Here is a 13,535-nt window from a genome sequence, read left to right as displayed (position 1 = left end):
AGTCACACCTTGGTGATGCTATCGCAGGCAAGCCAGCTCCCACACAAGCCAGCTCCTACAAGTATCAGCTGTCCAGCGCCTTGTACTTTTCGCGCAGATGGTTACGAATCCATACCGCCGACAGGTTGAGCGTGGCGATCACCAGCACCAGCAGCAAGGCGGTGGCGTATACCAGCGGCCGCGCAGCCTCGACGTTGGGGCTCTGGAAGCCGACGTCATAGATATGGAAGCCCAGGTGCATGATCTTCTGGTCCAGATGCAGGTACGGGTAGTTGCCATCCACCGGCAGCGACGGCGCCAGTTTCACCACACCCACCAGCATCAGCGGCGCCACTTCGCCGGCGGCGCGGGCCACGGCGAGGATCATGCCGGTCATCATCGCCGGGCTGGCCATCGGCAGCACGATCTTCCACAGCGTTTCCGCCTTGGTCGCGCCCAGGGCCAGGGAACCCTCACGGACAGTGCGAGGAATCCGCGCCAGGCCTTCTTCGGTGGCCACGATCACCACCGGCACCGCCAGCAACGCCAGGGTCAGCGACGCCCAGAGCAGGCCCGGGGTACCGAAAGTCGGCGCCGGCAGGGCTTCGGGGAAGAACAGGCGGTCAAGCGAGCCGCCCAGTACATACACGAAGAAGCCCAGGCCGAACACGCCGTAGACAATGGCCGGTACGCCCGCCAGGTTGTTCACCGCGATGCGGATCACTCGGGTCAGGGTGTTCTGCTTGGCGTATTCACGCAGGTACACCGCCGCCAGTACGCCGAACGGGGTCACGATCATCGCCATGATCAGGGTCATCATCACGGTGCCGAAGATGGCCGGGAAGATCCCGCCTTCAGTGTTGGCTTCCCGTGGGTCATCGCTGAGGAACTCCCAAACCTTGCTGAAGTAGAAGCCCACCTTGGTGGAGTAGCTCATGGCATTCGGCTGGTAGGCGTGCACCACTTTGCCGATGCCGATTTCCACTTCCTTGCCATTGCCGTCGCGGGCTGTCAGCGAGTCACGGTTGAACTGGGTGTGCAGGTCGGCCAGGCGCGCTTCCACGTCCTGGTAACGGGCATTCAGTTCGGCACGGTCAGCGTCCATGTCAGCCTGGGCGGCGGCGTCGAGCTTGCCTTCCAGTTCCAGCTTGCGACCGTGCAGGCGAATCCGCTCCAAACCGGCGTTGATCGCACCGATGTCGGTTTTCTCCAGGCTCTTGAGTTGCCCCGCCAGCTTGTTGACACGGTCGACACGGGCTTGCAGCTCCGGCCAGGCCGCTGCGCCTTCGGCGATGACTTTGCCATCCTGCTTGACGTTGACCAGGGTGCCATAGAAGTTGCCCCACTCACGACGCTCGATGGCCATCAGGTCCAGCGGCTTGGTCTGGTCCTTCAACCATTCGCCGACGATCCAGGTGAAGTCGTTGCCGTTCAGGTCGCGGTTACCCACCTTGATCAGCTCACGGGTCATGAATTCCGGGCCTTGGTCGGGCACCGGCAGACCGGCGCTTTTCAGGCGCTCGCGCGGCACTTCTTCCTTCTGCACCACTTCGCCGATGACCACATGATTTTCCTGGCCAGGCACGTTGTAATTGGCCTGGATCAGGTCAGCCGGCCAGAAATGGCCGAGGCCACGTACCGCGATCACCGCCAGCAGGCCAATGGTCATGATGACCGCGATGGACACCGCGCCACCGCTGATCCAGACACCCGGGGCGCCGCTCTTGAACCATCCATTCAGGGAGTTCTGTTTCACAGACTTCTACCTTTCTTAAAGCGACGAGTATTTCTTGCGCAGACGCTGACGGATCAGCTCGGCGAGGGTGTTCATGATGAAGGTGAACAGCAGCAGCACCAGTGCCGAGAGGAACAGCACGCGGTAGTGGCTACCGCCCACTTCCGACTCAGGCATCTCCACGGCGACGTTGGCCGCCAGGGTGCGCAGGCCTTCGAACAGGTTCATCTCCATCACCGGGGTGTTGCCGGTGGCCATCAGCACGATCATGGTCTCGCCGACGGCGCGGCCCATGCCGATCATCAGCGCCGAGAAGATCCCCGGGCTGGCGGTCAGGATGACGACGCGAGTCATGGTCTGCCACGGTGTGGCGCCCAGGGCCAGGGAGCCCAGGGTCAGGCCGCGCGGCACACTGAACACCGCATCTTCAGCGATGGAGTAGATGTTCGGGATCACCGCGAAGCCCATGGCCAGGCCGACGACCAGTGCGTTGCGCTGGTCATAGGTGATGCCCAGGTCGTGGGAGATCCACATGCGCATGTCGCCGCCGAAGAACCAGGTTTCCAGGTACGGGCTCATGTACAGCGAGAGCCAGCCCACCAGTAGGATCACCGGAACCAGAATCGCGCTTTCCCAGCCATCCGGCACCCGCAGGCGCAGCGACTCGGGCAGGCGGCTGAAGACAAAACCGGCGATCAGAATGCCGATCGGCAGCAACATCAACAGGCTGAAGATCCCGGGCAGGTGCCCTTCGACATACGGCGCCAGGAACAGGCCGGCGAAGAAGCCGAGGATCACCGTGGGCATCGCTTCCATCAGCTCGATCACCGGCTTGACCTTGCGGCGCAGGCCCGGAGCCATGAAGTAAGCGGTGTAGATCGCAGCGGCAACGGCCAGGGGCGCGGCCAGCAGCATGGCGTAGAACGCGGCCTTCAAGGTACCGAACGTCAGCGGCGCCAGGCTCATCTTGGGTTCGAAGTCGGTGTTGGCCGCAGTCGATTGCCAGACGTATTTAGGCTCGTCGTAGTTTTCGTACCAGACCTTGCTCCACAGCGCGCTCCAGGAAACCTCCGGGTGCGGGTTGTCGAGCGCCAGCGGTTGCAGCTTGCCGCCCGCTTCGACGATCACGCGGTTGGCTCGTGGCGACAGACCGAACACACCCTGGCCATCCACCACCTGCTCCACCAGCAAGGTGCGGTGCGCAGTGCTGTGGAACACGCCGAACTTGCCGGACGCATCCAGAGCGGTGAAGCCTTTGCGGCGCTCTTCGGCGGTGATCTCCACAATCGGCGCAGTGCCCATCTGGAAGGTACGGACCTGTTTGAAGCGTTGCTCGCCGTCCGGGTCGCGGGCCATGAACCACTGGGCCAGGCCGCCTTTGGAGTTACCGACGATCAGCGAGATACCGCCCACCAGTTGCGCACTGGCGGTGATTTCGGCGTTGGCGTCTTCGGTGAGTTTGTAGCGACCGTTGAGGCTCTTGTCCCGCAGGCTGAACACATCGGCCTGGGCGCGACCGTTGATCACGTACAACCACTGCTGGCGTGGGTCGACAAAAATGGCTTTGACCGGCTCGGTCATCTGCGGCAGCTCGACACGCTTCTGCTCGATGGTGACTTCGTCAGTCATCATGTTTTCTTCACGGCTGATGCTCAGCACGTTCAGGTGAGCACCGCTGGAGCCGGCAACCACCAGCGACGAGTCGGTGGCATTGAGCGCCACGTGCTCCAGGGCACGGCCCTGTTCGTCGAGGGCGATCGGCGTTTCGCCGTAGGGGTATTCGACAGCCGGAGTAATGGTCTTCTTGCCGTCCGGGTAGGACACTTTATAGGTATGACGGAACACCAGCGCCTGGCCATTGGACAAGCCGAGAATCACCAGCGGACTGGCGGGCTGGTCTTTGCTGATGGATACCACGCTGGCGCCGGCCGGGACCGGCAGGTCGATGCGCTTGAGCTCCGCACCGCTGTCCACATTGAAGAACAGCGCCTGGCCTTTGTCGGAAACGCGCATGGCGACCTGGTTCTGTTCTTCCATCGAGATCAGCAGCGGCTTGCCTGCGTCCTGCACCCAGGCGGGCGTCAGGGCCTCGTCCTTGGTCAAGCTGGCACCGTGGAACAACGGTGCGACCACATAGGCAAGGAAGAAGAAAATCAGTGTGATGGCGCCGAGGACGGCGAGGCCGCCGACCAGCACGTACCAGCGGGTCAGGCGATCCTTGAGCGCGCGAATGCGGCGCTTGCGTTGCAGCTCAGGCGTATTGAAATCAATGCGCTTGGGGGGAGAAGTCGTCGTCATGGTGGAATTGGCCAGATCATTCATGCGCACACCCTAGCGATCCTGTATGACAGAAAGATGACAATGCAGTGACGCAAGAAATCCGCCGCGTAGCAGGGCTGGCAGCGGACTCGAAATTTGGGGATGCGGGGCCGGTGATACCGGACCCCGCGGAGGCAATCAGTTGCCTTCTTTCAGACCCAGGTCAGCCAGTGCCTTGGCGGCAACTTTGGCTGGCAGCGGGATGTAGCCGTCTTTCACTACAACTTCCTGGCCCTGTTTGGACAGAACCAGCTTCACGAACTCGGCTTCCAGCGGGGCCAGAGGCTTGTTCGGAGCTTTGTTGACGTAAACGTAGAGGAAGCGCGACAGCGGGTATTTGCCGTTCAGGGCGTTTTCTTCGCTGTCTTCGATGAAGTCGGTGCTGCCCTTTTTAGCCAGTGCAACGGTCTTCACGCTTGCAGTCTTGTAGCCGATGCCCGAGTAACCGATGCCGTTCAGCGAGGAGCTGATCGACTGCACGACCGAAGCCGAGCCTGGTTGTTCGTTCACGTTTGGCTTGTAGTCGCCTTTGCACAGGGCTTCTTCCTTGAAGTAGCCGTAGGTGCCGGATACCGAGTTACGACCGAACAGCTGCACTGGCTTGTTGGCCAGGTCGCCGGTCACGCCCAGGTCGCCCCAGGTTTTTACGTCGGCTTTGGCGCCGCACAGACGAGTCGAGGAGAAGATCGCGTCGACTTGTTCCATGGTCAGGTGCTGGATCGGGTTGTCCTTGTGCACGAACACGGCCAGGGCATCCACGGCAACCGGGATAGCGGTTGGCTTGTAGCCGTACTTCTGCTCGAAGGCAGCCAGTTCGGTGTCCTTCATCTTGCGGCTCATCGGGCCCAGGTTGGAGGTACCTTCAGTCAACGCAGGTGGCGCAGTGGCGGAGCCAGCAGCCTGAATCTGGATGTTGACGTTCGGGTATTCCTTTTTGTAGGACTCAGCCCACAGGGTCATCAGGTTGGCCAGAGTGTCGGAACCGACGCTGGACAAGTTGCCCGAGACACCAGTGGTCTTGGCGTAAGCCGGAATTGCCGGGTCAACACCAGCGGCCACCGCGTGGGCAGTCGCAACGCCAGCGGCGACAAAAGTCATTGCCGCCATCAAACGCTTCAGTTTCATGCCTTGCTCCTAGCAGATAGGGATAGTTGGATCGGGGCCAAGTATCGGTAGGCCGTGTGAACACTCTATGTCTGGAATGTGACAATTAGATGAAAGGCCACTAGTGCGCCGAAGAGAGGAAAAAGAAGGCAGGTATCAAGCTGGACGGGGAGTACGCGGGGGATGGGGCGATTGTTGCCGTATTGCAGAAATACTCTGTAACTGTTGATCGTTCCCACACGTGCGCGGGAACGATCAACGAATAATCAACGGGCACGCTTCCAGAGATAAGCCCCCACCAGCATCCCCATCACGCACAGCGCCGCCACGTAGTACGACGGCCCCATCGGGCTTTCCTTCATGAGTAGCGACACCACCAGCGGCGTCAGGCCCCCGAAGATGGCGTAGGCGACGTTGTAGGAAAACGACAACCCGCTGAAACGCACCACGGCCGGGAAGGCTTTGACCATCACATAGGGCACGACGCCGATGGTGCCGACGAACAAGCCGGTCACGGTGTACAGCGGGAACAACCAGTCCGGGTGAGCGGTGAGGCTGTGGTACAGCGTCCACGAGCTCGCCAGCAGCAGCGCACAGCCCACGATCAGCACACGCCCGGCACCGAAACGGTCAGCCAGTGCACCGGCGCCGATGCAGCCAAAGCTCAGGGCCACGATGGCCAGGCTGTTGGCCTTGAGCGAATCCGTGGGGCTGAAGTGATAGACCGTCTGCAACACGGTCGGTGTCATCAGGATCACCACCACGATGGCGGCCGACAGCAGCCAGGTCAGCAACATCGACAGCACGATGGCGCCACGGTGGTCACGCACGACGGCACGCAGCGGCAGCTCTTCGGCCAGGGTCTTGCGCTGCTGCATTTCGGCGAAGATCGGGGTTTCGTGCAAATAGCGGCGCAGGTACACCGACAACAGGCCGAACACACCGCCGAGCAGGAACGGGATCCGCCAGGCGTAGTCCGACACCTGCTCCGGGGTGTAAGCGGTATTGATCGCGGTGGCCACCAGCGAGCCCAGCAGGATGCCGGCAGTGAGGCCGCTGGTCAGCGTGCCGCAGGCGTAGCCGATGTGGCGCGGCGGTACGTGCTCGGAGACGAATACCCACGCGCCCGGCACTTCGCCACCGATCGCCGCGCCCTGGATGACGCGCATCAGCAGCAACAGGATCGGCGCCCAGAGGCCGATCTGCGCGTAGGTCGGCAGCAGGCCCATGATCAGGGTCGGCACAGCCATCATGAAAATGCTCAGGGTGAACATCTTCTTGCGGCCCAGCAGGTCACCGAAGTGCGCCATGATGATGCCGCCCAGCGGACGGGCCAGATAGCCCGCGGCGAAGATGCCGAAGGTCTGCATCAGTCGCAGCCATTCAGGCATCTCGGCAGGGAAGAACAGTTTTCCGACCACGGTGGCGAAAAACACGAAAATGATGAAGTCGTAGAACTCCAGCGCCCCGCCCAAGGCAGACAGCGACAGGGTTTTGTAGTCGTTGCGGGTCAGCGGGCGCGAAGGTTGCGCACTGCTTGCGGGCACGGAGGACATGGCAAGGCTTCTCTTATTGTCAGGACGGCGAACGCGAGACCCCGGCAAGCGCCGGGGTCGGTTCGGCACGATAGCAAATCGCCCGGAAAAGCACAGCGTTGCTTAACGCCCGCGCTTGCACAGATACGCACCCACGGCCATCCCCACGACGCACACCAGCGCCACGTAGTAAGCCGGGCCCATCGGGCTTTCCTTGAGCAACAGCGAAACGAATACCGGGCTCAGGCCGCCCAGCACGGCATACGCCAAGTTGTAGGAAAACGACAACCCACTGAAGCGCACCGCTGCGGGAAAGCCCTTGACCATCACAAAAGGCGCCGCCGCCACAGTGCCGACGAACAGGCCGGTCAAGGCATACAGCGGAAACAGCCACTCGGGATGGCCCGCCAGGCTGGCATACAAGACCCAGCACGAAACCGCCATGCCCGCGCAGCCGAATACCAGCACCCGGCCTGCGCCGATGCGGTCACACAGCCAACCCGCCGCCACCACGCCCAGGCTCAGGGCGACGATGGCCAGGCTATTGGCCTGCAACGAGGTTTTCGGTGGGAAGTGATACACGCCCTGCAACAGGGCGGGTGTCATCAGGATCACCACCACCACGCCGGCGGACAGCAGCCAGGTCAGCAGCATCGACACGACAACCGACTCGCGATGCTCGCGCAGCACCGTGCGCAACGGCACCTCGGCCGCCAGTGCCTTGCGTTGTTGCAGCTCAGCGAATACCGGTGTTTCGTGCAGCCAGCGGCGCAGGTACACCGACAACAGACCGAACACGCCACCGAGCAGGAACGGAATACGCCAGGCGTAATCGGCGATCTGCTCCGGGCTGTAAGCGCTATTCAAGCCTGTTGCGACCAGCGAACCCAGCAAAATCCCCAGGTTCAGGCCCACGGTCAGCACCCCCACGGCATATCCGATACGCTTGGCCGGCACGTGTTCGGCCACGAAAATCCAGGCGCCCGGCACCTCGCCGCCAATCGCCGCCCCCTGGATGATGCGCATCAGCAGCAACAACACCGGCGCCAACAGCCCGACTTGGGAGTAGGTCGGTAGCAAGCCGATGGCCAGGGTGGGCAAGGCCATCAGGAAGATGCTCAGGGTGAACATTTTCTTGCGCCCCAGCAGGTCACCGAAGTGCGCCATCACGATGCCGCCCAGCGGGCGAATCAGGTAGCCGGCGGCGAAAATGCCGAAAGTTTGCACCAGGCGCATCCACTCGGGCATGTCCGGCGGGAAAAACAGCTTGCCCACCACGGCAGCGAAAAACACAAAGATGATGAAGTCATAGAACTCCAGCGCACTGCCCAGGGCGGACAGCGACAGGGTTTTATAGTCGCTGCGGGTCAGCGGACGCACGACGGGCGCGGTGCTTGCAGGCACGGTGGGCATGGCGGGGCTTCTCTATTAAGGTCGGTACTGACGGAACAACACCTCAATACCTGCAAATATTCCCGACCATGAGCACAGTTTCCGGAAAAAGCCGCATTACAGCCGCGATTTACCGACCAAATGAGCCTTGGGAGGTCGTCGCGGCGTCAGGGTCTCGATATACTCGGCCCGTGCAAGCGTCAAACCCGCTGTCTTGAGGGGCTGCTGTGCCAAAACGCCGTTGGGTGCCCTCCAGCCGGTTTGGCAGAGTTTCCCTTCAGTTCGCCTTACGAGAAACGTATCACGCGGTGTATGTTGGTGCTGAAACGTTTTTTTCGAAGACGGCTATCCACTTGAAATACCCATGAAGCGTCACGGGTCAGAGGCACCCTCGGCATGATCGAACTCGAACAAGAAGATCCTATCCCGCAAGGCGATCTCGCCCTGCAAATCACGGCGCTCCCGCGTGAAACCAATGGCTTTGGCGATATATTCGGCGGCTGGCTGGTGGCACAGATGGACCTGGCCGGCACCGCCATGGCCAGCAAGGTCGCCGGCGGGCGTGTGGCAACAGTGGCCATCGACCGCATGGCCTTCCTGGTGCCGGTAGCCGTCGGCGCGCAGTTGTCCTTTTATACCCAGGCCCTGGAAATCGGCCGCAGTTCGATCCAGATGATGGTCGAGGTGTGGAGCGACGACCCGCTGTCCAGCGAATGGCGCAAGGTCACCGAGGCTGTATTCGTGTTCGTCGCCATCGACGGCAGCGGCCGCACGCGTTCGGTTCCGTCGCGCGCGCGTTAAACCTCATTGGGTTTTGACGGTCAATTGCCCCATTGCCTGCCATGAAGAGTGCTTTGTTATGCCGACGCCCCACGTTGAAACCGTGAAAATCGACGAGCTGGACTGCTGGCGCATTCGCCACAACGGTGCCGAACTGATGGTAGCCCAGCAGGGTGCGCACATCTTCAGTTACGGGCGCGAGGGCGAACAGCCGCTGATCTGGCCGAATCCTCAGGCGGTGTTCAAAAAGGGCAAGGGCATTCGCACCGGCGTACCGGTGTGCTGGCCGTGGTTTGGTGTATTCGACCGCAACCCGCAAAGCGTGAAAGCAATGCGCCAGAGCGATCAACCCGCCGGCGCCCATGGTTTCGCGCGCACAGCGCTTTGGGATCTGGTCGCGACCGAGCTTGAAGGCAATGCCTTGCGCATCGACTTGGTATTGCCCGTACCTGCTGGCGGTTTTCCCGGCTGGCCCCATCAGGTCGATCTAAAACTGAGCCTGTTGTTGGATGATCAACTGCATATCCGTCTGACCAGCCACAACCGCGGCACCGACACCGCGACCTTCAGCCAGGCCCTGCACACCTATTTCGCCGTGAGCGATGTGCGTAATGTGCAGGTCGACGGCCTGGATGGGGGCACGTATATCGACACCGCCGATGGCTGGACCGAGAAGACCCAATCCGGCCTCCTGCACTTCACCGCCGAGACCGACCGCATCTACCTCGACACGCCGTCCCAGTTGAACATCATCGACAAAGACTGGCAGCGCCGCATCCAACTGACCGCCGAGAGTTCGAACTCCACCGTGATCTGGAACCCCTGGACCGAACGTGCCAAGGCGTTCGACGACATGGCCGATGACGGCTGGCAGGGCATGCTGTGCATCGAGACGGCGAATGTGCTGGATGATGTGGTGGCCTTGGCGCCAGGCGAAAGCCACACCCTTGGTGTAAGCATTGCCGCCATTGCCCTGTAAACGCCGATAAAAATGTGGGAGCTGGCTTGCCTGCGATGCAGGCACCTCGGTGTATCAGTGATACCCGGATGATGCTATCGCAGGCAAGCCAGCTCCCACATGGGTTATATGCCGGGTTTAGAGATCCGACTCTTTGACTACCCGCACTTTTCCGGCATCCAACGCATACGCCGCGTCCGCCAGGTCGTTGTTGACCTTTTCAACCTTGAGGGTGCCGGTCACCCACAGCGGTGTATAGATATCATCCAGCTTCAGCCCCTTGGGGTAGCGCACCAGCACCAGTTGATTAGGCGGCGGTGGCGGCACATGGATGCACGCGCCCGGGTACGGCACGAGGAAGAACAAGGTGCTGCGGCCCTTGGCGTCGGTTTCCAGCGGCACCGGATAACCGCCAATGCGGATGTTCTTGCCGTTCATGGCCGCCACGGTCTTGGTGGAATACATCACCGCCGGCAGCCCCTTGCTCTGTTTCAAGCCACCTTTTGCGGTGAACGTGCCCTGGGCTTCGGGAGAGTTGTGGTCGATCTCGGGCATGGCTTCGAGGGCTTTCTGGTCCGAAAGCGGCATCAGGTCGAGCCAGTCGGTTTCCGGCAGTTCGCCGGCGTGTGCCAGGCCAGAGCCCAGCAGGAGGAGAGTCAATAGAAGACGGCGCATGGAGAGGCTCGACAAATACAGGTGGCGAGCATTCTAGCCCTCTGCGCCTGCGCAGCGCAGAGGGCTTTGTCGCTTAACTCATTTCTTTTTGATCAGGCCGTAGATCACCAGCAGCACGATGGCGCCGATCAGCGCGCCGATAAAACCGGCGCCCTGGCCCGCCTGGTAGATACCCAGCGCCTGGCCCCCGTAAGTGGCGACCAGAGAACCTGCGATACCCAGCAGGATGGTCATGATCCAGCCCATGCTGTCGTCGCCGGGCTTGAGGAAACGCGCCAGCAGGCCGACGATCAGGCCGATAAAGATGGTTCCGATGATACCCATGGCATTTCCCTCTGAATGTAGGTGAGCTATGCCAAAGCCTAGTCAGGCTTTGGCATCCTGCAATCAGAGAGACGACGGTTGCCAATGGTTCCCGTCGGACTTGGCTTATTGCCCGGCGATCAGCGCTTCAACCTTGAGGATCTGCGCTTCAAGCGTCGCGCGGTCCTTGCAACGCAGGTTGGCGTGGCCGACCTTGCGCCCGGCCTTGAAGGCCTTGCCGTAGTGGTGCAGGTGGCAGTCGTCGATGGCGATGACTTTCTCCACCGCCGGCACCGTGCCGATGAAATTGAGCATGGCGCTCTCGCCAACCTTGGCCGTGGAGCCCAGCGGCAAACCCGCCACCGCCCGCAGGTGGTTTTCGAACTGGCTGCACTCGGCGCCTTCGGTGGTCCAGTGCCCGGAGTTGTGCACGCGTGGGGCGATTTCGTTGGCCTTGAGGCCACCGTCGACTTCAAAGAACTCGAAGGCCATCACGCCGACGTAATCCAGTTGCTTGAGTACGCGGCTGGAATAGTCTTCGGCCAGCGCCTGCAACGGATGATCGGTGCTGGCCACGGACAGCTTGAGGATGCCGCTGGCGTGGGTGTTGTGCACCAACGGGTAGAAGCGGGTTTCGCCATCACGGGCACGCACGGCAATCAGCGAGACTTCGCCGGTGAACGGCACGAAGCCTTCCAGCAGGCAGGCGACGCTGCCCAGTTCGGCAAAGGTGCCAACCACATCGGCGGCGGTGCGCAGGACTTTCTGGCCCTTGCCGTCGTAACCCAGGGTGCGGGTTTTCAGCACCGCCGGCAGGCCGATGCTGGCGACGGCGGCGTCGAGGTCCGCCTGGGACTGGATATCGGCGAAGGCCGGGGTCGGAATGCCCAGGTCCTTGAACATGCTCTTTTCGAACCAGCGGTCGCGGGCGATGCGCAAGGCTTCGGCGCTCGGGTACACCGGCACGAACTGCGACAGGAAAGCCACGGTTTCAGCCGGGACGCTTTCGAACTCGAAGGTCACCAGGTCGACTTCGTCGGCCAGTTGGCGCAGGTGATCCGGGTCGCTGTAGTCAGCGCGCAGATGTTCACCCAGGGCGCCCGCGCAGGCGTCCGGCGCAGGGTCCAGGAAAGCGAAGTTCATCCCCAGCGGGGTACCCGCCAGGGCCAGCATGCGGCCCAGTTGGCCGCCACCGATTACACCGATTTTCATCGTCTACACCCTCAGGCGATGCGTGGATCTGGATTGTCCAGCACGCTGTCTGTCTGTTCAGCCCGGAATTTTTTCAGCGCCGCATGGAACTGCGGGTGCTTGGCGCCCAGGATGCTGGCGGACAACAGTGCAGCGTTGATCGCACCGGCCTTGCCGATCGCCAGGGTCGCTACCGGAATGCCGGCGGGCATCTGCACGATGGACAGCAGCGAGTCCACGCCCGAGAGCATCGACGACTGCACAGGTACACCGAGTACCGGCAGGTGGGTCTTGGCCGCACACATGCCCGGCAAGTGGGCAGCGCCACCCGCACCGGCGATGATCACCTCGATGCCACGGGATTCAGCCTCATCGGCATACTGGAACAGCAGATCCGGGGTACGGTGAGCGGAAACCACCTTCACTTCATACGGAATGCCGAGTTTTTCCAGCATATCGGCGGTGTGGCTAAGGGTGGACCAATCGGACTTGGAGCCCATGATCACGCCAACCAATGCACTCATCGTCGTGCCTCTTCTCTCTGGGCGCCCGCAGGCGCGTCAAAAAACAACAAGCCACGCGGGAAATCCGGCGTGGCTTGTTGTACGAAATTTGGCCGGTTGGACCGGCCGAAGGCCGCGCAGTATACCGTAATAATGCAGATAAACAGCCCCTTGGATGACCATCTGTCTAGCGCAGCGCTCAAAGTGATTTACTGACTCAAAAGTCAGCCGATTTCTGTTTAAACCCATAAAAAAAGCCACACGGATAACCGAGTACCTTACAAAACCAGGCACAGTTTCCCACTGACTGTTCAGACAATTTAGCACCTGATGAAAACGCACAAACGATACGCTTGTCCCTCGCAACTCAATTTTCAAACGAAACACGAGGGTTATATCCGTGAACACTCATTCCATCTTCGACTTCTATCGATTCGTTTCACAAGGCACTCCAACAATAACGGAAAAATCCGAGCGTCCCCCCAAACAACCAATCTATGTGAATGTGGTTTTCCACAAGGACTTGGGCCATACCACCGAGCGGGAATACGAGCAAACTCATTTAGCCCTGGCCAAGAAACATATTGAGAAAATTTCCGGCCGAGAAGTTGTTATTAATGTGGTTCGCGATCCGAAAATGCGGGACTTCAATTACAAATCGGACAATGATGTCGAATACGGTCTTCGCGAACACTGGAATAGAAACGAGCACCCAAGTCGCGATCACCAATCGAAAAAATCCAAGCTTGAGAAAACGTTATTTGTAACGCCGGATCATTTAAGATTCAGCGAACCTGCCAAGGCCGACCCCGGCCGTGAATTTGGAATGACTTCGCACAAAAATCCTCGAGGCGCCGCGCACGCACTTGGACTTTTGCTGGGTGCAACGCGTGGGGATGGGGATATCACCTATGACGGTTGGTGGAATGATACGTTTATGACATACAACGGCGAGTCCTTTCTGCGCGGTAATGACTTGAACTACTCCGACGCGAACAAAAAAAACATTCGCAACTACCTGGATAAGTTCGACTGAGCCATCCTCCCAGTCAATGTCAACA

Annotated in this window: 12 protein-coding genes; 3 read left to right on the top strand and 9 right to left on the bottom strand. The window is 60.7% G+C overall.

The window, feature by feature from the left end:
* Positions 1–64: 64 nt before the first annotated feature.
* From pstA to ACW9IB_RS03950, 5 genes are all read right to left on the bottom strand, one after another.
* Positions 65–1,735 carry a phosphate ABC transporter permease PstA gene (gene pstA / locus ACW9IB_RS03970; RefSeq protein WP_457412469.1) on the bottom strand — a complete coding sequence of 557 codons (1,671 nt, stop codon included), beginning with the start codon at positions 1,733–1,735 and terminating at the stop codon, positions 65–67.
* A gap of 15 nt (positions 1,736–1,750) precedes the next feature.
* The gene (locus tag ACW9IB_RS03965) at positions 1,751–3,784 is read right to left on the bottom strand and encodes an ABC transporter permease subunit (protein ID WP_457365577.1); all 2,034 of its coding nucleotides are present in this window, start codon (positions 3,782–3,784) and stop codon (positions 1,751–1,753) included.
* A gap of 387 nt (positions 3,785–4,171) precedes the next feature.
* On the bottom strand, positions 4,172–5,158 hold the full coding sequence (locus ACW9IB_RS03960; protein WP_053258707.1) for a phosphate ABC transporter substrate-binding protein PstS: 987 nt from the start codon (positions 5,156–5,158) through the stop codon (positions 4,172–4,174).
* 245 nt (positions 5,159–5,403) lie between these two features.
* A complete protein-coding gene (locus tag ACW9IB_RS03955; protein WP_457412468.1) occupies positions 5,404–6,693 on the bottom strand; it encodes an MFS transporter in 1,290 nt (429 codons plus the stop codon).
* Between the two features lie 102 nt (positions 6,694–6,795).
* Positions 6,796–8,085: an MFS transporter gene (locus ACW9IB_RS03950; RefSeq protein ID WP_457412466.1), complete on the bottom strand. Its 1,290-nt coding sequence runs from the start codon at positions 8,083–8,085 to the stop codon at positions 6,796–6,798.
* A 375-nt stretch (positions 8,086–8,460) separates the two neighbouring features.
* On the opposite strand from ACW9IB_RS03950, the gene ACW9IB_RS03945 reads away from it, so the two are divergent.
* Together ACW9IB_RS03945 and ACW9IB_RS03940 are read left to right on the top strand one after the other, a co-directional pair.
* Positions 8,461–8,865 carry an acyl-CoA thioesterase gene (locus tag ACW9IB_RS03945; protein ID WP_003176975.1) on the top strand — a complete coding sequence of 135 codons (405 nt, stop codon included), beginning with the start codon at positions 8,461–8,463 and terminating at the stop codon, positions 8,863–8,865.
* Positions 8,866–8,923: 58 nt separating this feature from the next.
* Complete coding sequence (locus tag ACW9IB_RS03940; RefSeq protein ID WP_457412464.1) at positions 8,924–9,823, top strand: D-hexose-6-phosphate mutarotase; 900 nt, start codon at positions 8,924–8,926, stop codon at positions 9,821–9,823.
* Positions 9,824–9,940: 117 nt separating this feature from the next.
* Here the strand turns inward: ACW9IB_RS03940 and ACW9IB_RS03935 are convergent, their stop codons facing one another.
* The 4 genes from ACW9IB_RS03935 to purE form a co-directional block, all read right to left on the bottom strand.
* Positions 9,941–10,477: a DUF3299 domain-containing protein gene (locus ACW9IB_RS03935; protein ID WP_016971682.1), complete on the bottom strand. Its 537-nt coding sequence runs from the start codon at positions 10,475–10,477 to the stop codon at positions 9,941–9,943.
* 78 nt (positions 10,478–10,555) lie between these two features.
* Positions 10,556–10,801 (bottom strand): GlsB/YeaQ/YmgE family stress response membrane protein, encoded by a 246-nt coding sequence (locus tag ACW9IB_RS03930; protein ID WP_017253508.1) that lies wholly within the window; start codon positions 10,799–10,801, stop codon positions 10,556–10,558.
* A gap of 105 nt (positions 10,802–10,906) precedes the next feature.
* The gene (locus ACW9IB_RS03925) at positions 10,907–11,992 is read right to left on the bottom strand and encodes a 5-(carboxyamino)imidazole ribonucleotide synthase (RefSeq protein WP_457412462.1); all 1,086 of its coding nucleotides are present in this window, start codon (positions 11,990–11,992) and stop codon (positions 10,907–10,909) included.
* Between the two features lie 11 nt (positions 11,993–12,003).
* Complete coding sequence (gene purE, locus ACW9IB_RS03920; protein WP_003213411.1) at positions 12,004–12,495, bottom strand: 5-(carboxyamino)imidazole ribonucleotide mutase; 492 nt, start codon at positions 12,493–12,495, stop codon at positions 12,004–12,006.
* 379 nt (positions 12,496–12,874) lie between these two features.
* Here purE and ACW9IB_RS03915 point away from each other — a divergent pair, with 379 nt between their 5' ends.
* Entirely contained in the window at positions 12,875–13,510 is a 636-nt protein-coding gene (locus tag ACW9IB_RS03915; RefSeq protein WP_457412460.1) for a hypothetical protein, read from the top strand.
* The last annotated feature ends 25 nt before the right edge of the window (positions 13,511–13,535 follow it).

The sequence above is a fragment of the Pseudomonas sp. SDO524_S393 genome (assembly GCF_054071875.1).
Note: the sequence above shows the minus strand (reverse complement) of the source record. Positions and strands in the feature narration are given on the sequence as shown.